At 29.6% G+C, this 23128-nt stretch carries 16 protein-coding genes and 1 other RNA gene; 14 read left to right on the forward strand and 3 right to left on the reverse strand.

The genetic code is table 11. From position 1 onward, the window contains the following. The first annotated feature begins 271 nt into the window (after window positions 1–271). The 5 genes from gpmI to KIB46_RS12875 all read left to right on the forward strand — a co-directional run bounded on the left by gpmI (window position 272) and on the right by KIB46_RS12875 (window position 7326). Window positions 272–1810, forward strand: a complete 1539-nt coding sequence (gpmI, locus tag KIB46_RS12855; protein ID WP_291672384.1) for a 2,3-bisphosphoglycerate-independent phosphoglycerate mutase — start codon at window positions 272–274, stop codon at window positions 1808–1810. Between the two features lie 162 nt (window positions 1811–1972). Further along, window positions 1973–2638 (forward strand): ABC transporter ATP-binding protein, encoded by a 666-nt coding sequence (locus KIB46_RS12860; RefSeq protein WP_156561550.1) that lies wholly within the window; start codon window positions 1973–1975, stop codon window positions 2636–2638. A gap of 11 nt (window positions 2639–2649) precedes the next feature. Beyond that, on the forward strand, window positions 2650–5178 hold the full coding sequence (locus KIB46_RS12865; protein WP_291672386.1) for an ABC transporter permease: 2529 nt from the start codon (window positions 2650–2652) through the stop codon (window positions 5176–5178). 214 nt (window positions 5179–5392) lie between these two features. Beyond that, window positions 5393–6082, forward strand: coding sequence for a response regulator transcription factor (locus KIB46_RS12870; protein ID WP_291672388.1), 690 nt, complete (start codon window positions 5393–5395; stop codon window positions 6080–6082). After that, window positions 6079–7326 carry a HAMP domain-containing sensor histidine kinase gene (locus KIB46_RS12875; RefSeq protein ID WP_291672389.1) on the forward strand — a complete coding sequence of 416 codons (1248 nt, stop codon included), beginning with the start codon at window positions 6079–6081 and terminating at the stop codon, window positions 7324–7326. The genes KIB46_RS12870 and KIB46_RS12875 overlap by 4 nt, the downstream gene beginning before the upstream one ends. On the opposite strand, the gene KIB46_RS12880 is transcribed toward KIB46_RS12875, so the two are convergent. Further along, on the reverse strand, window positions 7310–7528 hold the full coding sequence (locus tag KIB46_RS12880; RefSeq protein WP_291672391.1) for a hypothetical protein: 219 nt from the start codon (window positions 7526–7528) through the stop codon (window positions 7310–7312). The two genes, KIB46_RS12875 and KIB46_RS12880, sit on opposite strands and share 17 nt — an antisense overlap. 176 nt (window positions 7529–7704) lie before the next feature. On the opposite strand from KIB46_RS12880, the gene KIB46_RS12885 reads away from it, so the two are divergent. The 4 genes from KIB46_RS12885 to KIB46_RS12900 all read left to right on the forward strand — a co-directional run bounded on the left by KIB46_RS12885 (window position 7705) and on the right by KIB46_RS12900 (window position 12352). Continuing rightward, the gene (locus KIB46_RS12885; RefSeq protein WP_156561555.1) at window positions 7705–8331 is read left to right on the forward strand and encodes a protein kinase; all 627 of its coding nucleotides are present in this window, start codon (window positions 7705–7707) and stop codon (window positions 8329–8331) included. 151 nt (window positions 8332–8482) lie between these two features. Further along, window positions 8483–9775 carry a phosphopyruvate hydratase gene (gene eno / locus KIB46_RS12890; protein ID WP_099328980.1) on the forward strand — a complete coding sequence of 431 codons (1293 nt, stop codon included), beginning with the start codon at window positions 8483–8485 and terminating at the stop codon, window positions 9773–9775. A gap of 171 nt (window positions 9776–9946) precedes the next feature. Next, the gene (gene secG, locus KIB46_RS12895; protein ID WP_156561556.1) at window positions 9947–10177 is read left to right on the forward strand and encodes a preprotein translocase subunit SecG; all 231 of its coding nucleotides are present in this window, start codon (window positions 9947–9949) and stop codon (window positions 10175–10177) included. 150 nt (window positions 10178–10327) lie between these two features. Next, window positions 10328–12352: a sodium-translocating pyrophosphatase gene (locus tag KIB46_RS12900; RefSeq protein ID WP_291672395.1), complete on the forward strand. Its 2025-nt coding sequence runs from the start codon at window positions 10328–10330 to the stop codon at window positions 12350–12352. Between the two features lie 78 nt (window positions 12353–12430). On the opposite strand, the gene KIB46_RS12905 is transcribed toward KIB46_RS12900, so the two are convergent. Next, on the reverse strand, window positions 12431–14239 hold the full coding sequence (locus KIB46_RS12905) for a hypothetical protein (protein WP_291672397.1): 1809 nt from the start codon (window positions 14237–14239) through the stop codon (window positions 12431–12433). Between the two features lie 300 nt (window positions 14240–14539). Between KIB46_RS12905 and rnr the strand changes: the two genes are divergently transcribed. Both rnr and smpB read left to right on the forward strand, forming a co-directional pair. Next, window positions 14540–16768 carry a ribonuclease R gene (rnr, locus tag KIB46_RS12910; protein WP_156561559.1) on the forward strand — a complete coding sequence of 743 codons (2229 nt, stop codon included), beginning with the start codon at window positions 14540–14542 and terminating at the stop codon, window positions 16766–16768. Between the two features lie 36 nt (window positions 16769–16804). Continuing rightward, window positions 16805–17275, forward strand: coding sequence for an SsrA-binding protein SmpB (gene smpB / locus KIB46_RS12915; protein ID WP_027098730.1), 471 nt, complete (start codon window positions 16805–16807; stop codon window positions 17273–17275). 436 nt (window positions 17276–17711) lie between these two features. On the opposite strand, the gene KIB46_RS12920 is transcribed toward smpB, so the two are convergent. After that, complete coding sequence (locus KIB46_RS12920) at window positions 17712–17891, reverse strand: hypothetical protein (protein ID WP_027098729.1); 180 nt, start codon at window positions 17889–17891, stop codon at window positions 17712–17714. A 213-nt stretch (window positions 17892–18104) separates the two neighbouring features. Here KIB46_RS12920 and ssrA point away from each other — a divergent pair. The 3 genes from ssrA (at window position 18105) to KIB46_RS12935 (ending at window position 22955) form a co-directional block, all read left to right on the forward strand. Then, window positions 18105–18437, forward strand: a transfer-messenger RNA (tmRNA) gene (ssrA, locus tag KIB46_RS12925). Window positions 18438–18927: 490 nt separating this feature from the next. Next, entirely contained in the window at window positions 18928–20997 is a 2070-nt protein-coding gene (locus KIB46_RS12930) for an AAA family ATPase (RefSeq protein WP_291672402.1), read from the forward strand. Beyond that, window positions 20997–22955 (forward strand): UvrD-helicase domain-containing protein, encoded by a 1959-nt coding sequence (locus tag KIB46_RS12935; protein ID WP_291672404.1) that lies wholly within the window; start codon window positions 20997–20999, stop codon window positions 22953–22955. The genes KIB46_RS12930 and KIB46_RS12935 overlap by 1 nt, the downstream gene beginning before the upstream one ends. The last annotated feature ends 173 nt before the right edge of the window (window positions 22956–23128 follow it).

Below are 23128 nucleotides of genomic sequence, written 5' to 3' on the forward strand. Positions count from 1 at the left end.
GTTTAAGTACAAATAATATCTAAAGGTTATTCGTAAAATAGGAAAAAAGGAGCTGTCGCTAACGGATTTTATTCCGCTAATGCGACAGCTCCTTTTTATATTAGTGAAGGAATAATTAACTTAATTTATCAGATAAAACAGAAATTTTAAAAATATAAAGGTTTACATAGTTAGGTGTTTTAAATCTTTTGTAGTATAATAATATTGATTAAAAGAAAAATAATACTAATGAAGTATTACAAATAAATTAAATGTAAACTTGGAGGGAATTATGGCAAAGAAACCTGTAATGTTAATGATACTTGACGGATTTGGAATTGCTCCAAAGTCTGAAGGAAATGCTGTAGCATTAGCTAATAAACCAAATTATGATAAGTTAGTAAGTGAATATCCAACTACAGAGCTACAAGCAAGTGGAATGGCTGTTGGTCTTCCAGAAGGTCAAATGGGAAATTCCGAAGTTGGACACTTAAATATTGGTGCTGGTAGAATAGTATACCAAGAGTTAACTAGAATAACTAAAGCTATCCAAGATGGTGATTTCTTTGAAAATGAAGCGTTATTAAAGGCTATGAAGAATGCTAAAGAAAATAATGCTGCATTACACTTAATGGGATTATTATCAGACGGTGGAGTTCACTCTCACATAGAGCACTTAAGAGGTCTTTTAGAGTTCGCTAAAAAAGAAGGACTTCAAAAAGTTTATGTTCATGCATTCATGGACGGAAGAGACGTACCACCATCATCAGGTAAAGATTTTATAATTAAGACAGAAGAAATGATGAAAGAAGTTGGTGTAGGTCAAATAGCTACAGTAAGTGGTAGATACTATGCAATGGATAGAGATAACAGATGGGAAAGAGTTGAACTTGCTTACAATGCTTTAGTATTAGGTAAGGGTGAAACTGCAACTTCTGCTGTTGAAGCTATAGAAAAATCATACCATGACAATAAGACAGATGAGTTCGTATTACCATGTGTAGTTTTAGAAGATGGACATCCAACTGCTACAATTAAGAATGGTGATTCAGTTGTGTTCTTCAACTTTAGACCAGATAGAGCTAGAGAAATAACAAGAGCAATTAACGATAAGGTATTTGATGGATTTAAGAGAGAAACATTAAACTTAACTTTCGTTACTATGACTCAATATGATAAAACTTTAGAAGGCGTTGAAATAGCATTTAAGCCTCAAACATTAGTTAATACATTAGGAGAATATGTTTCAAGTAAGGGATTACAACAATTAAGAATAGCTGAAACTGAAAAATATGCTCACGTAACATTCTTCTTCAATGGTGGAGTTGAAAAGGAAAATCCAGGAGAAGAAAGAAAGGTTATACCTTCTCCAAAGGTTGCTACTTACGACTTAAAGCCAGAAATGTCTGCTTTTGAAGTAACAGATGAATTAATAGCTAGATTAGATGAAGATAAGTACGACATGATCATACTTAACTATGCTAACCCAGATATGGTTGGTCATACAGGTGTTGTTGATGCTGCTATTAAGGCTGTAGAAGCTGTAGATACTTGTCTTGGAAAAGTTGCTGAAAAGGTACTTGAAAAAGATGGTACATTATTTATAACTGCTGACCACGGAAATGCAGAAACTGAAATAGACTTCTCAACAGGAAATCCATTTACAGCACATACTACAAACCCAGTTCCATTTGTATGGGTATCAAACCATGTTGATGGAAGAAAGCTTAAAGCAGGAAAACTTGCTGATATAGCTCCTACTATGTTAGGTGTTATGGGGGTTGAAGTACCAGCTGAAATGACTGGAGAAAACTTAATAGTTAATGAATAATTAAGGTGAGACTCGCTTAGGCGAGTCTTTTTTTTAGCAAATTATATATATTATTAAACATTGATAAAATTACAAAATTGTAATTTTTCATTTAATATGATAGTAATATTTAGATTTTATTATATAGGTATAGAGTGAAAAGAGAGAAAGTGAGGAAATAAAATGGTAGTTATTAAAACAGAGAATTTAAGTAAAATTTATGGAAAAGATGGAAATAAGGTTATTGCATTAGATAATGTAAATATAGAAGTTGAAAAAGGTGAATTTGTTGCAATTGTTGGAGCAAGTGGTTCGGGTAAGAGTACATTACTTCATCAAGTTGGTGGAGTAGATAGACCAACAGGTGGAAAAGTAATTATTGATAATGAAGATATATATAAACTTAAAGAAGAAAAGCTAGCTATATTTAGAAGAAGAAAAATAGGATTTGTATTTCAATCATTTAATTTAATACCAGTTTTATCTGTAGAAGAAAATATAAAAATGCCTGCTCTACTTGATCATCAAAAAGTAGACAAAGAATACTTTAAAGATTTAGTTAAGACTTTAGGAATAAGCGATAGACTAAATCATCTTCCATCTGAACTTTCAGGTGGACAACAACAAAGAGTTGCTATAGCAAGAGCTTTAATAAATAAGCCAGCTATTATACTTGCTGATGAACCAACGGGAAATCTTGATAGTGAAACATCAAAAGAAATAATGGAAATGTTAAAGTTATCTGTAAGAAAGTATAATCAAACAGCTATCGTAATTACTCATGATTTAAGCATTGCAGAAAATGCTGATAGAGTAATAAAGATTAAAGATGGAAAAGTAATCGAATAGGGGTGTAAGAAGTGAAAAATTATAGTGAAATATCTAATAGATATATGAAGCAAAATAAAAAGCGTACTTCCCTAACAATACTTGGAATAACATTAGCTACTATATTAATATTTGCAGTTGGTACATTTCTTTTAAGCTTTAGAGATTCTATGTTAGTAGAGCAAAGAAGAACTGGTGGAGATTATGAGTTTATATTGAGAAATATAACAAGTGAGCAAGTAGATAAAATTAAAAATAATGCAGAAGTAAAAGATACATCTTTATTACTATCAAGTGATGATGAGTACACAATTGAAGGAAAAGATGAAATTTTAACTTTTGAGTATGGTAATAAAGATTACTATGAAAAAATGCAAACATCACCTATTAAAGAAGGTAGAGTACCTACTAAGGAGAACGAAATTCTAATTAATCAATCTGTAAAGTCCTTATTAAAAGTTAATGTTGGAGATAAGATTAATTTAAAATCTAGAAATGGAAATGAAAAAGTGGTTGAAGTGGTTGGAATAGAGGAAGGGACACTTTATTCAGGTAATAATGTATTTTATGTAAAAGACTATTTAAATGATAAAAACTTAGATCAAAATGCTGAGTATAAATTATATTTAAATTTAAAGTCAGGTAAAAATAAACAAGAGATTATTGCAAAAATAACAGAGCAAAACAATATAAATAAGGAATCTATAAACAATAATTCTAATGTACTATATTTAACAGGTAATGGTGGAAATCAATACGTATCAGATGCGTTAAGGAATATGGCTATATTTGTAATAGCTACAATAATAATTTGTACCATAGTTGTTATTTATAATTCATTTAATATTTCAGTAATAGAGAGAATAAGGTATTTTGGAATATTAAAAGCTATAGGGGCTACCCCTAAACAAATAAAAAGAATCATATACAAAGAAGGCTTTTTAATGGGGCTTATAGCTTTACCATTAGGCTGTATAGTAGGGTTCTTGGCATTAAAGTATGGTATTAAGATATTTATTGGTGATACTTTAATGTTTATTGAGAGCTTTAAAGTTGGATTTTATCCTGTCATCATTTTAGTTACAGCCATATTAGTTGCTATTACTATATTCTTATCAATTCTAATGCCAGCTAGGAAGGCAAATAAGATATCGGCAGTTGATGCAATAAGGAATAAAAATGAAATAAAATTAGGGAAGCTTAAGAGAAGAAAAGGAAGGATAGTTGGGAAAGTATTTGGTGTTGAAGGTAGTATTGCTTATAAGAATATAAGGAGAACACCATTTAGATTCATTATTACTTGTTTAGCTTTAACAGTATCAATTATTATGTTTAATGTATTCTATGGATTTGTTGATTTTGCTAAACAATCTGTAATGCAACAATTTATGTATTCACCTTTTGATGCTCAGCTTTCTAATGAAGTTACAAATAATGGATTAAAAGGTGAAGATATTAAAGAAATAGAAAGTAAAGACTTTATAAGAAAAGAATATAAATTTTATATTGATTATGCTAATTTAGCTATACCAAAAGATAGTATAAACCCAGAATATGCCGATAAAGTGGGTATAAATCCATTTTATGACAGTTTCCCTTCGTCAGATATGATAGATGCTAGTGGCACACAAATATATGTTGGAGGAAATGATGAAATAAATATTATAGACAGATATATAGTTGATGGAAAAGTAGATTTAGATAAGCTTAAGAAAAATGGAGTAATTCTTTTAGATGGGTATCAAATACGTAATGAAGATGGAGATATAGAATCAGTACAAGCTACTAAATATAAGGTTGGAGATAAGATTAGAATACCTAAACTAGATAATTATAGTAGAAATGTAGAAAATGCTAGTAGAAATATAGAAGAAGCAATAAAGAATAAGGATTACTATGAATTAGAAGTTGTGGCTATAGCTAATAGAGAACCATTAATGGGAAATACACTTTATAGTGCGCCGCAATTAATGTTCCATGAAGATTTGTTTAAGACTATGGTTAAGGATTTTAATTATAATGGTATGTTCTTTGACTTTGAGGGAGACGATGAGGCAAGAGAAGAAGCCATTAAGTATTTTAGTAATTTTGCAGATGAAAAGGAACTTGTTTATCAAGATTTAGGGGATTTACTAAAAGAAGTAGACAGCATATATGGACAAATTGAATTCTTTGTTTATTGTTTTATTGCTATTGTTACAATAATTTCAGTAGTTAATATATTTAATACAATATCAACTAATTTATTGTTAAGAAGAAAAGAATTTTCTACTTTAAAAGCTATAGGTATGACCGAAAAGCAACTTAAGAAGAGCGTATTGCTTGAAGGTACCCTTTATGGAATTTTATCAGCTATAATTGGTGGAGGAGTATCAGCAGCACTTCTAGGATTATTAGTTAAACTTGGAGCAGGTTTTGCAGATGTACAATATAACTTTGATTTTGTTGCATTTGCTCTTTCAATAATATGTGCAATAGGAGTAACGTATATTGCAACTGTTATTCCAATGAATAAGCTTAAGAAGCTTACTATAGTTGAGGGAATAAGTGAAGAAGAGTAGTTAAGATAACATAAATAAAAAAGATAATAAGGATTAAGAAAGGAAATTGCTTTTGCAATTTCCTTTTAATTATCCTTGTTCTATTTTTCGTGGAAAACTTCTTAACTAATTACAAATACATTGCACCATAAAATGTGAAAAATGAGAGAGGTTTTTGTAATTTCCGGGGAAATATATTAGAATAAAATGGAATAATAATTTTAAGGAGAATTAAATGAATATTTTATTAGTTGAAGATGATGTTACTTTAGCAATGGGAATCGAATATTCTCTAAAAAACGAAGGATTTAATGTTTATACGGTAGGAAAGATAAAAGATGCAAAAGAAAAGATAAATAATTCATATATAGATATTATTTTATTAGACGTAAACTTACCTGATGGAAATGGATACGAGTTATGTAAAGAGATTAGGGTAGATAGTGAGGTTCCAATAATTTTTCTAACTGCCTGTGATGAAGAGGTTAACATAGTTATGGGATTAGACTTAGGTGCTGATGATTATATAACTAAACCAGTTAGAGTTAGGGAATTAGTAGCTAGGATAAATGCAGTTGCTAGAAGAAAAGGTGTAGTATCTAAAGATAAAGAAGATAATAAAATTATTGTTAAAGATATTAAAGTATTGCCTTTAAAATATGAAGTTTACAAGGGAGAAGAAAAACTTCAATTAACTTCAGTAGAATATAAATTACTTTTACTTTTAATAGAGAACTCTGGAAATGTATTAACTAGAAAGACCTTATTAGAAAAGCTTTGGGATATAGAGGGAGATTTTATTGAAGAGAGCACATTAACAGTATATATAAAAAGATTAAGAGAAAAACTTAAAGAGGATAAGGAAAGTCCTTATATTGAAACTGTTAGAGGAATAGGTTATAAGTGGATAGGTGAAAAAAAATGAGTTTAAGAAGGTTATATAATAATCCAGAAGCTAAGAAAATAACAGTAAAATTTATTGTTATTTTTTTAGTTGGAGTTATATCAATTTTTGGAGCAACTTACTATGTTGTAAATAATATAAATAAAACTTTAATAGATCAAAATACTTCTGTGTTAAGTAGTATTATAGAGAATAAAGATATACCAGAAATTATTAAAGGATTCTATGAGATAAAGGATGGAAATGAGTTAGTAGAAGCTAAGGAGATACTTAAAAGTTATGGATATGATGATGAATTATCTGTACTGATTAATGAGGTTACAAATAAATTTTATACAGAGATATTAGTTATATTCATACCAATAATTATTTTATTTACTATAATCCTTTACTTAATATTCATTAAAGAATTAAAGGATATATATGTCCAAGTTGATAATATAGTTAAAAATATTTCAGACACTTCAAATGGTAAATTTAAAAAAATTGAACCTAAATATGAAGAGGGAGATGTAGCTATACTTACAACTTCACTTAATTATATGGGAGAAAGGGTTAATAATTCTATCCAAAAATTAAAGGAAGATAAAGATAATTTAAAAGATTTCTTGTCAGACATATCTCATCAATTAAAAACTCCTTTAGCATCTTTAGTTATGTTTACAGATTTAATGAAGGAAAATGAGGATATGCCTAAGGAGGATAGGGCAAAGTTTTTGGAGAAGTGTGATGAGCAAGAAGTAAGAATGGAATGGCTTATAATGAATCTTTTAAAGGTTGGAAGGTTAGAGGCAGGGGCAATAAACTTTAAAAGAGAAAGACAACCTTTAAGGGAAACTATAGAGCTAGCAGTTTCTTCTTTAGTTGGAGAAGCTGAAAGAAAAAATCAAAAACTTATAGTAACTGGAGATTTAGACTGCCATGTTATACATGATAGAGAGTGGCTAGGTGAAGCTATATCTAACATTACTAAGAATGCTATAGAACATACTCAGGATGGTGGAGAAATAGAAATAAGAGTTTCTGAGGGGAAAATTATAAAGAATATTTATATTAAAGATAATGGACCTGGAATACCAAAGGATATTAGAAAAAAGGTATTTAAGAGATTTTATAAGGGAGAAAGTAGTACAGATCCAAAGAGTATAGGGATTGGTTTATCTTTATCTAAAAGTATAGTTGAAGAATTAGGGGGAGAAATAAGACTTATTAGTGAAGAGGGAGAAGGAACTGTTTTTATTATTAGTTTTATAGAAATGGATTAAAATCAAACTTTTTTAATATAATAATAACTATTGTAAAAGGAATAATTGCTGATAAAGTTGAGATTAATCCTAACATAATGCTTTCACCTGAAAAGTTTCCTCCTAAATATGCAAGTGTATTACCTATACCGATTATAATACCAAAAGCCATGCTTCCTAATAAAATAGTTTTAATATCATCTGTATTTAGTAACTTTTTCATTTTTATTACCACCTTTTTTTCACTCTATGTTTTAATGATAAGCAATCAATATTACTAAGAGATTACTACAAAAATTACAAATTAGTAATAATTAAGTTAATATGGGTATTTTGTTTTTTCATATTATATGATTATTAAACATATAAATATATCAAAATAATATAAAGGTAGATTCTATGAAAAAATATCATTGTTATTCAGCATGCTTTGATGATAAAACAGAAGAGTTATTTAGAGAAGCTATATTCTTAGGTCAAGGAAATAATGGGGTTGTGTATAAGTTGCCTGAAAATAAGGTGATAAAAATTTTTGTTGAAGAAAAAGTTTGTAGTGACGAATCATATACTCTTTCAAGAACTAACGGGTCTAAATACTTTCCTAAAATATATAAGATAGGCAAATTATATATTGTAAGAGAAATGGTAGATGGTATTCAACTTGATAAATACATAAAGAAAAACGGATTAAATTTAGAGCTAACAAGAAATATCTACAAGCTAATAAAAGAATTTAAAAGATTAGATTTCTCTAAAATAGATACAAGATGCAAAGATGTATATGTAAAAGATGATTGTACAATAATGCTTATTGACCCTAAAAAGTGTTATAAAAGAAAAGTAAATTTTCCAAGGCATTTAATGAAAGGCTTTTTAAAGCTTGAAGTTTTAGAGGATTTCATAAAGTATATGGAGAAGATTGATAAGAAAAAAGCTAAGGAATGGAAAAATAAGTTTGATAAGTATTGGCAAAAAGAAAGTCAAAAAGAGAAATACCAAAGAGATGATGAAGATTTATACTTATAATTTTTTTAAGAGGGAGTCAAAGTAAAAGTGAGTTATTTTGAGGCCCTCTTAATTAATTTCATGAATATAAGAATAATATTTAGTAAATACTATTCTTGTTACTAGAGCTAACAAATATTAGAAATATATAAGTTTTTAAGGAGGAAGAGTTATGAAAAGTTATGTTGAGATCGTTGATATTGTTGGAAGACAAATTCTAGATTCTAGATGTTTCCCAACAGTTGAAGTTGAGGTTTATTTAGACGATGGTACTGTAGGAAGAGCAGCTGTACCTTCAGGTGCTTCAACTGGTATATATGAGGCTGTAGAACTAAGAGATGGTGACAAAGACAACTATCTAGGAAAGAGCGTTGAAAAGGCTGTAAGAAATGTAAATGAAACTATCGCTGAAGAATTAATAGGTTGTAACGTATTTGACCAAACATATATTGATAAAACTATGATTGAATTAGACGGCACTCCAAACAAAGGAAAGCTTGGTGCTAATGCTATTTTAGGTGTATCTTTAGCATGTGCACAAGCAGCTGCTAATTCTTTAGGATTACCTTTATATCAATATATTGGTGGGGTTAATGCTAAGGTATTACCAGTTCCAATGATGAACATTATAAATGGTGGTTCTCATGCAGATAACTCAGTTGATTTACAAGAATTCATGGTTATGCCAGTAGGGGCTAAAACTTTCTCAGATGCTATGAGAATGTGTGCTACAGTATATCATACTCTTAAAAAGACTTTACATGAAAAAGGATATTCAACTGCAATTGGTGATGAAGGTGGATTTGCACCTAACCTAAAATCGAATGCAGAAGCTATAGATGTTATAATAGAAGCTATAACTAAAGCAGGTTATAAGCCAGGAGAAGATATGTTCATTGCTATTGATGCTGCTTCTTCTGAATACTACAAAGATGGAAAGTACGTTTTGGAAAATGAAGGAAAGACTTTAACTGCTGAAGAAATGGTAGACTTCTTAGAAGATTGGGTTAACAAGTATCCAATAATCTCCATTGAAGATGGTATGGCAGAAGAAGATTGGGAAGGCTGGAAGCTACTTACTGAAAGATTAGGTAAGAAGGTCCAATTAGTTGGAGATGACTTATTTGTAACTAACACTGAAAGATTAGAAATGGGAATTGAAAAGGGAGTAGCTAACTCAATTCTTATTAAATTAAACCAAATTGGTACATTAACTGAAACCCTAAATGCTATTGAAATGGCTAATAGAGCAGGAATGACTGCAGTAGTTTCTCATAGATCTGGTGAAACTGAAGATACAACAATAGCTGATTTAGTTGTGGGAGTTAATGCAGGTCAAATTAAGACTGGAGCACCAGCGAGATCTGAAAGAGTTGCTAAGTACAATCAATTAATTAGAATTGAAGAAGAATTAGAAGATGTAGCTGAATTTAGAGGAAGAAAAGCCTTCTTTAATATTAAATAGTTTAAAATATTAAAATCAGTAATAGAAGTGGTTAATTATTACTTCTATTACTTTTTTATGTTGTTATTTAAGAAAACTTCTTTAAAAATATTTGTAAAAAAATGCATAGTATGATATGATATCTTTATTGTGATATGTATTTATTAGGCTTACTAAGCAGGAGGTGTTCCTATGAAAACTGCATTATTAGTTTTAGAAGTTATATTAGGATTAATAGTTATTGTATCTATATTAATGCAACCAAGTAAATCAGATGCTTTAAGTGGATTAGTACAAGGAAGCAAAAATGAAACTTTCTATGCTAAAAATAAAGTAAGAACAAGAGAAGTTATGTTAGAAAGATTAACAGTTATTTCAATGGTTCTTTTTGCAGCTACTACTTTAGTATTAAACATAATATAAATAAGATAAATTAACAGCTATTTATGTAGCTGTTTATTTTTTTGCCTTTAAATAAAATTTCCTAATTTCTTGTGACTATTTTATGGTGAAGATGAATAGCATATAGTGAGATAATAATGGACTGCTAATTTTTATTAAGGAGATGATAAAGTGAACTTATTAATAATATCTGCACTTTGTGGTATAGCAGCTCTACTAGGAAATATTTTTATTATAAAAGGAATTGTTAAAAAAGATCCAGGGGACAATGAAATGCAGGAAATAGCTGGACATATTGAAGAGGGAGCTATGGCTTTTTTAAAGAGAGAGTATAGGTATTTAGCTGTTTTTATAGTAGTAGTTGGCCTTACTATAGCAATATTTCTTAAAGTGCAAACTGCAGTAGCATTTTTAATAGGTGCAGTATTCTCTATTTTAGCGGGTTATGTTGGCATGAGAGTTGCAGTAAAAGCTAATGTTAGAACAGCACAAGCAGCAAAAACAGGAATTAAAGAGGCCTTGTCTGTAGCTTTTTCAGGTGGAACAGTTATGGGTTTATCTGTTGTTGGACTAGGACTTTTTGGATTAGGATTACTTACAATTATTTTTGATTTAAATACAGAATATATAACAGGTTTTGGACTTGGAGCTTCCTCAATAGCTTTATTTGCAAGAGTAGGGGGAGGTATTTATACTAAGGCTGCTGATGTTGGAGCTGACTTAGTGGGAAAAGTTGAAGCTGGTATACCGGAAGATGACCCAAGAAATCCTGCTGTTATAGCTGATAATGTAGGAGATAATGTAGGGGATGTTGCTGGTATGGGAGCAGATCTTTTTGAATCATATGTAGGTTCTATAATATCTGCAATTACCTTAGGGTCACTATTAACTAGTGTATCAGGAAGAGATGGAGCAATATATCCTATGATATTATCAGGACTTGGAATTATAGCTTCTATTATAGGAATATTATTTGTTAAAAATATAAAGGGTAACAACCCTCAAAAAATATTAAATACAGGTAGTACAATATCAGGAATACTAGTGGTGATATTTGGAGCAATAGCTTGTTATTCTATGTTTAACTCACTAAAACTATTTATTCCAGTAATAGCTGGATTGGCTGTTGGAATGATAATAGGTAAGATAACTGAAGTTTATACATCCTCAGATTATAAATCAGTAAAACTTATTGCTGATGAATCAGAAACAGGAGCAGCAACTAACATTATTTCAGGATTATCAGTAGGAATGAAATCAACAGTTATCCCAATAATATTAATTGCAATTGGAATTTTAGTAGCTTACTTTGGTGTAGGAGGTGCTTCAGATGCTAAAGTAGGACTTTATGGTATTGCCCTTTCAGCAGTAGGTATGCTATCAACAACAGCTATTACAGTAGCAGTTGATGCATATGGACCAATTTCTGATAACGCTGGAGGAATTGCTGAAATGGCAAATCTAGATCCAGAAGTAAGAGATATTACTGATAAATTGGACTCTGTAGGGAATACAACAGCAGCCATAGGCAAGGGCTTTGCTATTGGCTCAGCAGCACTTACAGCCTTAGCTCTATTTGCATCCTATGCTCAGGCTGTTAATTTAGAAAAAATTAATCTTTTAGAACCAACAACATTGGTAGGAGTATTTATTGGTGGAATGTTACCTTTCTTATTTGGAGCATTAACAATGTCTTCTGTAGGAAAAGCAGCAACTCAAATGGTTGAAGAAGTAAGAAGACAGTTTAAGGAAAAGAGAGGAATATTAGAAGGAACAGAAAAGCCAGATTATTCAAGATGTGTTGAGATATCAACTCAAGCTGCATTAAAAGAAATGGTTTTACCTGGAATATTAGCAATAGTAATTCCAATAGGTGTTGGTCTCCTTCTTGGAGCAGAAGCATTAGCTGGGCTTATTGCTGGGGGAGTAGTTACAGGTGTTCTAATGGCTATTATGATGTCAAATGCAGGTGGGGCTTGGGATAATGCAAAGAAATATATAGAAGGCGGAGCTCATGGAGGTAAGGGAAGTGAAGCTCATAAAGCAGGTGTAGTGGGAGATACAGTTGGAGATCCATTTAAGGATACATCAGGTCCATCTATGAATATATTAATTAAGCTTATGACAATAGTTTCATTAGTATTTGCACCACTTATCCTTAAGTACGGAGGAATACTTCTTAATTTAATCAAATAATTATATTGGTAAAAAACAAAAAAGATAATAAGGATGTGGTAATTAAACTTACATCCTTATTACCTTTTTTACTTTAAACTAGTGTTTTGGTCTATATTTCTTTCTTAATGCTACTACTCCACCTAATGAAGTCATCGATGCTATTAAAAGCCCTGCAATGTTTGAAGGGTCTCCAGTTTTAACTGGTTCAGATGGTTTAATTTCAGGTGTAGTAGGAGTTTCTGGAGCTTCTGGCATCTCTGGTGTTGGAGGGGGAGTTAACCCTTTAATATTTAATGTTTGAGTTAATACTATTGGAGCTTCATCCCCATAAGTTACTTTAACATTATAAGTTATAACCCTATCTTCATAGCTAGGTTTTATAGCTAAGTTCCATCCGTCTCCAGCACCATAACCTGGAGCTACTGTTATAAAGTGATTTGGAGAATCTTCTTCAGCTTCACCTTCTTCACCCATAACTGGAAGTGGTAATAAAGTTAAGTCATCCTTAAATTCTTCTGGAATTTCTAAGTCAACATGAACATTTGGTTCATTATTAAAATCAGGATCTTCTTCGCTATTATTATTTATTGTTACATCAACTTTATATGGGTTATATTCATTATCTTCATTTGGATTAATAGATACATTTTCTCCACCGGCTAAAGAAGCTGTAATATTACGTTCAGCATTAGCCTTTATAGTAACATTTTGTCTTACAGTCTTAGTCTCTGTAGAATCAGAATTAACAATTACATTAAAGTAAGCATTTATGTCATCATAATAGTTGCCTTCAGCCACTTTTAATTGGATGTCTGAATTAGCACTTTGATCAGGTGCTAAAGTTCCTATATTATGTGTAGCATCCCCTACAATAGATAATAAATCTCTATATTCTTCTGGAATTTCAATGGTTGAAGTAACATCATTTAATGAAATATCACCACTATTTTTTACAGTTGCAGTAGTCTCGTAAGTTGGATAAGTTCCATCTTCATTTGCTGCTATAGTATCGTTATTTAAAACAGATACAGATATATCACTACTAATTTGAGTATTTAGAGAAGATACTCCATAGCTACTATCAATAGTTTTTGATTCTCCAGGAGCAAGAGTTATATCTTCCCAAAACATAATTACGCAACTATCTCCATTTGATAAATCTTCATCCACATTATCGTCCCAATTATATCCAGCTGTAAATGAACCCCAATTAGTAAATTGAACTTTATTAGGTTTAGAGCTATTGGAAAAATTATATTTAGATACAATAGTAGGATTTTCTAGATTGTCATAAGCAAACCAATAGTTTGGCACTTGGTTTCCATTAAGTTCTTTTTGCGTACTAAACCCTCCTATGCCAGGTACATTAAATGGAGCGTGGTCATTAGAACCAAGCATAGTATCTAACATTGTTTGAAAAGAGAAAGTTTTTGATTCAGAACTATTATTAACAAAAGTATATTTCATAGAAATAGAATCAGTGTAGGATGAATTAAGACCTTTTTCTAGGCTTAATTCACGTAATACTTTAATTCCATTAGTAGAGTTATAAGTTGATTTTACATGATTTTCTTCAAAAGAGGTATCGCTCCAGCTGCTATCAAATGCTTCCATTGATTTGCTTCCGAATTTTAGAACCTCAGAATTTGTATATCCAAATAATAAATCTTTATTATTATCATTTGAATTTACTGGGTCTCCACCAGTTGTAGTAATTGCAAACTCACCATCTTCAGATAACCAAAGCTTTACGAAGTCATTAGAGATGTAGTTATTCTCATATTCAGACAATGCTGATATTGAATTAGTTTTTTTTTCAGTAGCACTTGTTGAAATAGCAGGCATTATTACTAAGGAAGTTGTAAAAGCTGCTGTAAGAATTAATGATAAAAATTTTCTTTTCATATTTATTTACCTCCCACAAAATGTAAATACAAGTATAATTATATCCATTTAATGGTGATAACATCGATGAAAAAGGTTCCGAATCGTTCACAAAAAGTTGACAATAGTTTTTAAAATGTGATTATAAATTTTTATTCATGAATAATATTTAGAAAGGAAATGTCACAAAACAAAGAATGTAGTAGAATATATGAAAGTATGTTAAAGTAGTACAATATGGTAATATAATAAATAGATTAGTTATTTTTAGAATGGGAAATATAATTAATGAAATATTATTCAAATATATAGGAGGTAATAATGGGAATAAAAGATACATTATTAGAGTTCATGCGTGAAGAAGCATATAGACCGATGGATATTCAAGAACTAGTTTCAGTTTTTGACATTAATCCTGATGAATATAGAGCATTTAAAAAGACATTAAAAACAATGGAGAAGGAAGGGCTTATTTTTAGAACTAAAAAAGATAAGTTTGCACTTCCAGAAAGATTAGGACTTATTACAGGTAAACTACAAGCTCATGCTAAAGGTTTTGGCTTCTTAATTCCAGAAATAGAAGGAGAAAAGGATGTTTTTATTCCAAGTTCTTTTATAAATGGAGCTATGAATGGAGATAGGATACTTGTACAAATTACTAGAGAAGATAAAAATGGCAAGAAGAGAGAAGGAGAAGTAATTCAAATTCTAGAAAGAGCTAATACAAAGATTATTGGTGTATATGAAGACAGCAAAAACTTTGGATTTGTAATTGCAGAAGATACAAGAATTAGCCAAGATATATTTATATCTAAAAAGGACAGAAATGGTGCTAAGGACGGAGATGTTGTAGTTGTAGAAGTTACTAAGTGGCCAGAGAAAAGAAGAAGTCCTGAAGGTGTAGTTAAAGAAGTACTTGGACAAAAGGGAGATAAGGGGTTAGATATTCTAACTATAATTAAAAAATATGGTCTTCCAGAAGAATTTCCACCTAAGGTTCAGGCTTTTGCAGCAGGTATTGACGAGGAAATACCTTTAAAAGAATATAAGAGAAGAAAAGACCTTAGGGATGTTAGAATGGTAACTATTGATGGGGAAGATGCCAAGGACTTAGACGATGCAGTTTCAATAGAAAGACTTGATAATGGAAGATATAGATTAGGGGTTCATATAGCAGACGTATCTCACTATGTTAGAGAAAAGAATCCTTTAGATAAGGAAGCTTTAAAGAGAGGTACATCAGTATACTTAATAGATAGAGTTATACCTATGCTTCCTAAGAAGCTATCTAATGGTATTTGTTCATTAAATCCTAAGGTAGACAGGTTAACACTTTCTTGTATCATGATTATAGATGGTAGTGGTAAGGTTTTAGACCATGAAATTGTTGAATCTGTAATAAGAACAAATGAAAGAATGACTTATACAGATGTAACTAAGATACTTAGGGATAATGACCCAGAGCTAAGTAAGAGATATGACTATCTTTTAGATGACTTTAAAGCAATGGAAGAGCTTTGTAATATTTTATATAAGAAGAGAACAAAAAGAGGAGCTATAGATTTTGAGTTTGAGGAATCTAAAATTATATTAAATGAATTTGGTAAGCCTATTGATATTAAGCCTTATGAGAGAGAAATAGCAAACAGAATAATAGAAGAATTTATGCTTGTTTGTAATGAAACAGTAGCTGAGCATATGTTCTGGAGCCATTTACCATTTGTTTATAGAATTCATGAGGATCCAGATGAAGAAAAGCTTGAAAAATTCAGAGAATTTATATATAACCTAGGCTATATTGTTAAATGGAATGGAGAGGTTAAACCTAGAAATCTTCAAGAAATTTTAGAAAAGGTAAAGGGGAAGAAAGAAGAAACAGTTGTAAGTACTTTACTTTTAAGAAGCATGATGAGAGCAAAATATTCTCCTGAATGTGTAGGACACTTTGGTCTTGCAGCTAAGTATTATTGCCACTTTACTTCCCCAATTAGAAGATATCCAGATTTACAAATTCATAGAATAATTAAGGAATTTATAAATGGTAAGATAGATGATGATAGAAGTAAGAAATTAACAGCTCTTGTTGATTATGCAGCAAGACAATCTAGTGAAAGAGAAAATATTGCAACAGAGGCAGAAAGAGAAGTTGACGATCTTAAGAAGGCTGAATATATGTTAGATAGAATTGGAGAAGAGTTTGAAGGTATTGTATCTTCAGTTACTTCATTTGGTATGTTTGTAGAATTGCCTAATACAATTGAAGGATTAATTCATATAACAGCTTTAGATGATGATTACTATATTTATGATGAAAATCATTTATGCTTAATGGGTGAAAGAACTAAGAAGATTTATAGATTGGGTGATTTTGTTAAGGTTAGATGTAGCAAGGTAGATATTCCAAACCGTGAAATATATTTTGATATGGTTGAAGACGAGTATGTTAGGGAAGAAATTAAGGCTAGCAAAGAATTGGCTGAAAAAATATCTGAAGTTAAGCAAGAACTTAAAGAGGAAGACGTTGAAGAAACAGATAATAATATATTATAATTTATAAAAGAAATAAAAGCTAAGTAGGTGAGAAATTTGGTAAGAAAAAAGAATAGTAATTCCTTAGCTGAAAATAGAAAAGCACGTCATGACTACTTTATTGAAGAAACTATGGAGGCAGGATTAGCTCTAGTTGGTACAGAAGTTAAATCAATTAGAGGAGGTAAGTGTAATTTAAAGGATAGCTATGCAGATATAGAGAATGGTGAAATTCTTATAAAGCAAATGCATGTAAGCCCATATGAACAAGGAAACATTTTTAATGTTGATCCTATGAGAAATAGAAAGTTATTACTTCATAAGGAAGAAATTTTTAGACTTCAAGGATTGGTTCAAAGGGATGGATATACTTTAATTCCATTGTCACTTTATTTAAAGAATGGTAGAGTTAAGGTTGCTCTTGGGGTTTGTAAAGGTAAGAAGAATTATGATAAGAGAGATTCTATGCTAGAAAAAGCTGCTAAGAGAGATATGGATAGAGCTATTAAAAATAGTGGAAGATATTAGTTAGGATAAAAAAGATAATAACTAGGTAAAAGAGAAATTGCTGGGCAATTTCTCTTTTTTACTGTCTAGGAAAATATAAAATTTCAATTAGCTATAAATCAAAGGTATTATTACATTTTTATAATTTCATTACCTTCAGCATCAGTAGATTTGATATTTATTTGCTGTTCCTTGGAGCTTTGCTTTGTTAGAACTTCATTTTAGTTATATAAAAAATAAAAATAATATTATTAATATAAATAATAAATCTTAGAAAAATTCTTTTATAATAAAAATTCTAATAAATATAACAATACATAAATATAACAATATATAAATATATAGGAATAATCCGGTCTGAGGAAAGATTTTGTGGAGCTGTGAATGATTTTATAAAATAAAAAAAATAGCTTCAAAAAATTTTTGGAAGCTATAGAGAGAAGTGTTAAATAAATTTTTATATATTTTCTATAGTGAAGTTATAAAATGGTTGGTATTCTACTGAAGTTGATTCTCCTGTGATTAAAAATAAAGCAGATGCTAAGATGTACATGAGAATTAAAACTAGAAGAACAGTTCGTAAGGTTAATCTTTTTTCTTTTATTACCGATAACACATCGCTGATCCAAATCTCCATAAATTTTTCTCCTTTGTTTAATAAGTTCAGTAGTAGTATTCTCTTTTATTTATAGAATTATTTTCAAAAAAGCATATTTATACGTGGCAATTATTTCAGAGGACCGTCACATTGACAGTGAATTTTTTATATTATATAATGAATTCACTGAAGAAATTAAAAACTAAATATTAAAATTTGTTTTGAAAGTTCTTCTTATCAACATGGGGGCGTTTTGGCTTCGACGGGGGTAAGATGGGTTTGATAAGCGAGCCGAGGTAAGCATGTTCCCTCGTTAATCAAGTATGCATTAAAGATAAACGCAGAAGATAATTTTGCATTAGCAGCTTAATATAGCCGCTCATCAGTCCAGGATGCCTACGTCTTGGGTAGCTGGTGTCATAAAGTAGGAAACGAAGTCTAGCAAAGCTTTGAGCTAGAGGGGTATTTATGAAGCTAGGGAGTGAGAAGTTTGTTTGTGAGCTAACTCATGACCGAAATTTTAATCACAAACTACGCTCGTAGAAAGTCAGGCTGGTCTGCTTTCGGACAGGGGTTCGATTCGTAAAAGAGTCGCCTTATGTGGTAACACATAAGTGAAAACTTGGCTTTATCGGTGAAACCGTAACATGTGACGATGACGGCAATACCGAGAGGTATGTGAAGAAATTCAACAGCCTTGTATCGACTTATAGGTTCCTAAAGTTTAAAGCTATGGAATACTAGGATAGAAGATTAAAACTATAAAATGCTTCTATAATACGCCAAGAGGCAAGAAAAACTTGTCTAAGATATAGTCAGGGCTATATGAAAATATGGATGCTGCCGACCCCTCGCCTCCACCATGAAATCCACGACAGTAATGTCGTGGATTTTTATTTTTTATAAATTAATTATTATGATAAAGGTATAGTATTTAAATATTATAAATGTCAGTTAGAGGTTTAGTATATGGGAAAATAACCATATATTTAAAAAAGTTGTAATATATTATAGAATATAAATAGAATGAAATTACTTAAAATACAATTAAGACAAATAAAAGAGGGGATGCAGTATGTTTTTATCTAAATTAAAAATATGGAATTTTAGAAAATATGGAACAAAAGAAAATGAAGATGCAGGAATCGAAGTAGTATTTAATGATAGATTAAATCTAATTGTTGGTGAGAATGATAGTGGGAAAACTGCTATTATAGATGCAATAAAATTAGTTCTAGGCACTCAAAGTTATGATAATGTTAAGTTAGAAGAAAATGATTTTTATAGAGGAAAAGATGGTAGAAGAACTAATTATTTGAAAATAGAGTGTACATTTGAAAACTTATCTGATATAGAGGCTGGAAGGTTTTTAGAATGGATATATATAGATGAAGAAGGAAACGCTAAATTAGAGGTAAGATTAACAGCAAGAATAAAGGATAATAAGATAACACTAAGAAAAACAGGCGGTAAAGAAGATTTAGATGTTAACTTTGAAGCATCAGAAAATTTGAGAGTTACATATTTAAAGCCTTTAAGAGATGCAGAGCATGAATTAAATCCAGGCTATAGATCTAGGTTTGCACAAGTATTGAAAAGTCATCCTATATTTAAAAATAATGGTAATACACATAAAATAGAAGAAATTATGAAAGGTGCAAATAAAAACATTGAGGAATATTTTAAAGGAAGTATATCTCAAGATAACAATCATGATAATACGGATAGTGATTCAAAAGAGGAAACTAATGTAGAACTTGATTATGAAGGTGATCCATCAAGCATTATAAGTTCAATTTCAAATACATTAAGTAAATTCTTGGGAAATGATAAAGATAAATATGAAGTAAATATTAATATATCTGAAATGGAATTAAGTAAAATATTATCTAGACTTATGTTAAAAATAGATGAAGATAAGGTAGGGCTAGGAACTCTAAATCAATTATATATGGCAATGGAGTTGCTGTTATTAGATATAAAAGAAAAGAATAATGAATTTGGACTAGCTTTGATTGAAGAAATTGAAGCACACATACATCCACAAGCACAGTTAAGAATAATAAAATATTTAGAAGAAAATATTAAATCACAAACTATACTTACAACACACAGTATAACATTAGCATCAATAGCTAATTTAAATAGCTTAATTCTTTGTAGGAATAATAATGCATATTCATTAAATAATAAATATACCCGTTTATCTTCAGGGGATTATGAATTCTTAGAAAGATTTTTAGATTCTACAAAAGCAAATTTATTCTTTGCAAAGGGTGTAATTATGGTTGAAGGTGATGCAGAGAATATATTGATACCAACTATTGCCCAAATTATAGAAAAGCCATTATATATGTATGGTGTTTCCATTGTTAATGTGGGAAATGTAGCTTTTTTAAGATACTCAAATATATTTATTTCAAAGGAAGGGGATAAGACAATAGGAATACCAACTTCAATTGTCACTGATCTAGATGTAAGACCTATTCAGTACTATCAAGATTATGATAATGATAGTAAATTTAAAGGATATAAAATATATAAAATAAATGGTTTTGATGAATATTTTATAAATGAGGATGACTCAAAACAAAGAGTAAAAGAAATTTTAGGTAAAGAAGAATCACAGAGGTTTAAAAAGGGTGAGTATCAGGCTCAAATTGAAGTTATTGACAATAATTATGAAAAGTTTAAAGAAGTTGTAAGTGCAAAAAAAGAAGAAAAATACAATTTTAAAGATATAAAAGTATTTACAAACAACTGGACTATGGAATTTGATTTAGCATTAAGCTGTATAAGAGAATATGTATATGCAGCGATTTTAATAGCAAAAGATATAAAATCAGATGAAGGTATTGTCGATATTATTGATATAGATAAATATATTGGTAAGGCTAAAGAAGAAATAGATCAATCTATTAAAGAGGGTAAAGATGATATGGATATAGCATATAACATATATAATCCACTACTAAAGGGAAATGCATCTAAAGCTGTCTGTGCTCAGTATTTATCTAAGATTTTATTGAATAAATCAAATGAGGATAAAGATTTAGTTGTTAATATTCTTGAAGATAAATATTTAAAGTATATATTAGATTCTATATATCATGTAACTAATAGTAAAAGTGAGGTTGCAGAGTAATGAGTAGAATAATTGATAAGATTGAAGTTACAGAAGCAGACATAAGATATGCAGAGGAGGTGCTTTTTGGTAAAACTAATGTTTTTGATGAGAAAGATAGAATTCCAATAATAGAAGATTTCAATAAATCATTTGATGTAAATGCATGCCCAGGAAGTGGAAAAACTACAGTTTTGCTGGCTAAATTAATTATATTATCTAGAAAAATGCCATTAAAATATGGACAAGGGATATGTGTATTAACTCACACTAATGTAGCAATAGACGAAATTAAAAGTAAGCTAGGTGATAAGAGTGATATTTTGTTTAAATATCCTAACTATTTTGGAACTTTTCAAAACTTTGTAGATAAATATTTAGCCACACCTTATTTTAAGAGAAAATATAATGATAATATTAAAATTATCGATAACGATAAATATTATGATCATATAAGAAATTTATCAAGAAATAAATATCCCAATATAGATTATTCGATACAAAAAAGTATAGAGAAAGGCTATTACACTGATGAATCTTATGAGAATAATTTTGTTGCATTTATAGATAGTAAACATTTTGATATAGATAGTGAAGAAATAAGAGGAAATAATAATACTATATTGACTAATTGGAAGTTCTATGAAGAGCTCAAAGATGTAATGATAAATAAGACTTTGGATAAAGGTATTTTAAGATATGAAGATGCATATTTTCTAGCGAGAGTGTACTTGAAAAAGTTTCCTCAATTACAAAACTATTTCTCAAACAGATTTAGATATGTCTTTATAGATGAAATGCAAGATGTGGATGAAATTCAAATAAAAGTTTTAGATAAAATTTTTAATAATGAGGTTATTATTCAAAGATTTGGAGATATAAATCAAGGTATAAATAACTTTAATAGTAATTCGAATATATGGATATTTAACGAGGATATTAGACCTATAAATTCTAGTAAAAGATATGGAAATGGAGTAATTAAGTTTTTAGAACCATTAAGAGTTAAAAAATTTGGTAGTATGATAGGTAATGATACAATTAATACCCTAAACCCTCATATAATAATATTTGACAACGATACAATACATAATGTGGTACCTAAATATTTAGATATTTTAAAAGAGTATAATATTAAGGAAGATAAAAACAAAAATATAAAAATAATAGGTAAAATAGCGACTCCAGTTAGTGAACAATATAAATCAATATCATCGTATGTAAAAGGATATAATACAAAAGGAAATAAAAAGGTATCTTTAAATAAAAAAATTATTAAGAAATTAAATGAAATAAATAGCCCTAAAGAGTTTTATGAGTATTTAATATCTGTAGTTTTATTAGCAGTAGACAAGAATAAGAAAAAAATTAGTAAAGATGAATTAATAAGATTATTGGAAGATAAATATATGAACGAATTTATAACATATCGCTCTAATATAGTATATTGGATTAAAAATTTTAGTATTAATACAGATAGTGTATTAGTAGATATATTAACAAAAACTAAAGAGTTATTTGAGAGTGTTAAAGAATTAAATTATAATGGCGATATTTTAAAAAATAAGATTACTATAAATACTGGAGAAGAAGCGATAACTTTAGAAAAACCGGAAATAAATGAAGAATTTATAAAAGTTGAAAATATTAATACTATTAGTGGAACTAAAGGAGAAACACATAAAGCAACATTATATTTAGAAAGTAAATTAATATTCAATAGTGGAAAAGATATTAGTGATATTAGTAGGATTTTAGATTATATGGTAAATAAAAAAGATAAAGTAAAAGATGAAGATAAAGAGGCATTAATGAATGCTTATGTTGCTATGAGTAGAGCGGAAAAATTAACTTGCATAGCTATTCAATATAATACAATAAAGGGAAGAATAAAAGAGTTTAAAGAGTATGGCTATGAGTTAGTAGGATGTGATGATAAATTTCAAAGGCTAATTGATGAAGAGGTTAATAAATATTAAATACAGTATTAATTAAATTATTTATATAATTAGGAGTGGTGTATTTTAAAGGTCATGTATCGCCTCCACCATAGAAAAAGGGGCTGTATCAAAATAAATTTGATACAATCCGATAAAAAGAAAGAAGAGAATTCATGAATTTGAATTCTCTTCTTTTCGTATAATATTAATAT

The sequence above is a fragment of the Clostridium sp. genome, assembly GCF_018372875.1.
Lineage (GTDB): Bacteria > Bacillota > Clostridia > Clostridiales > Clostridiaceae > Clostridium.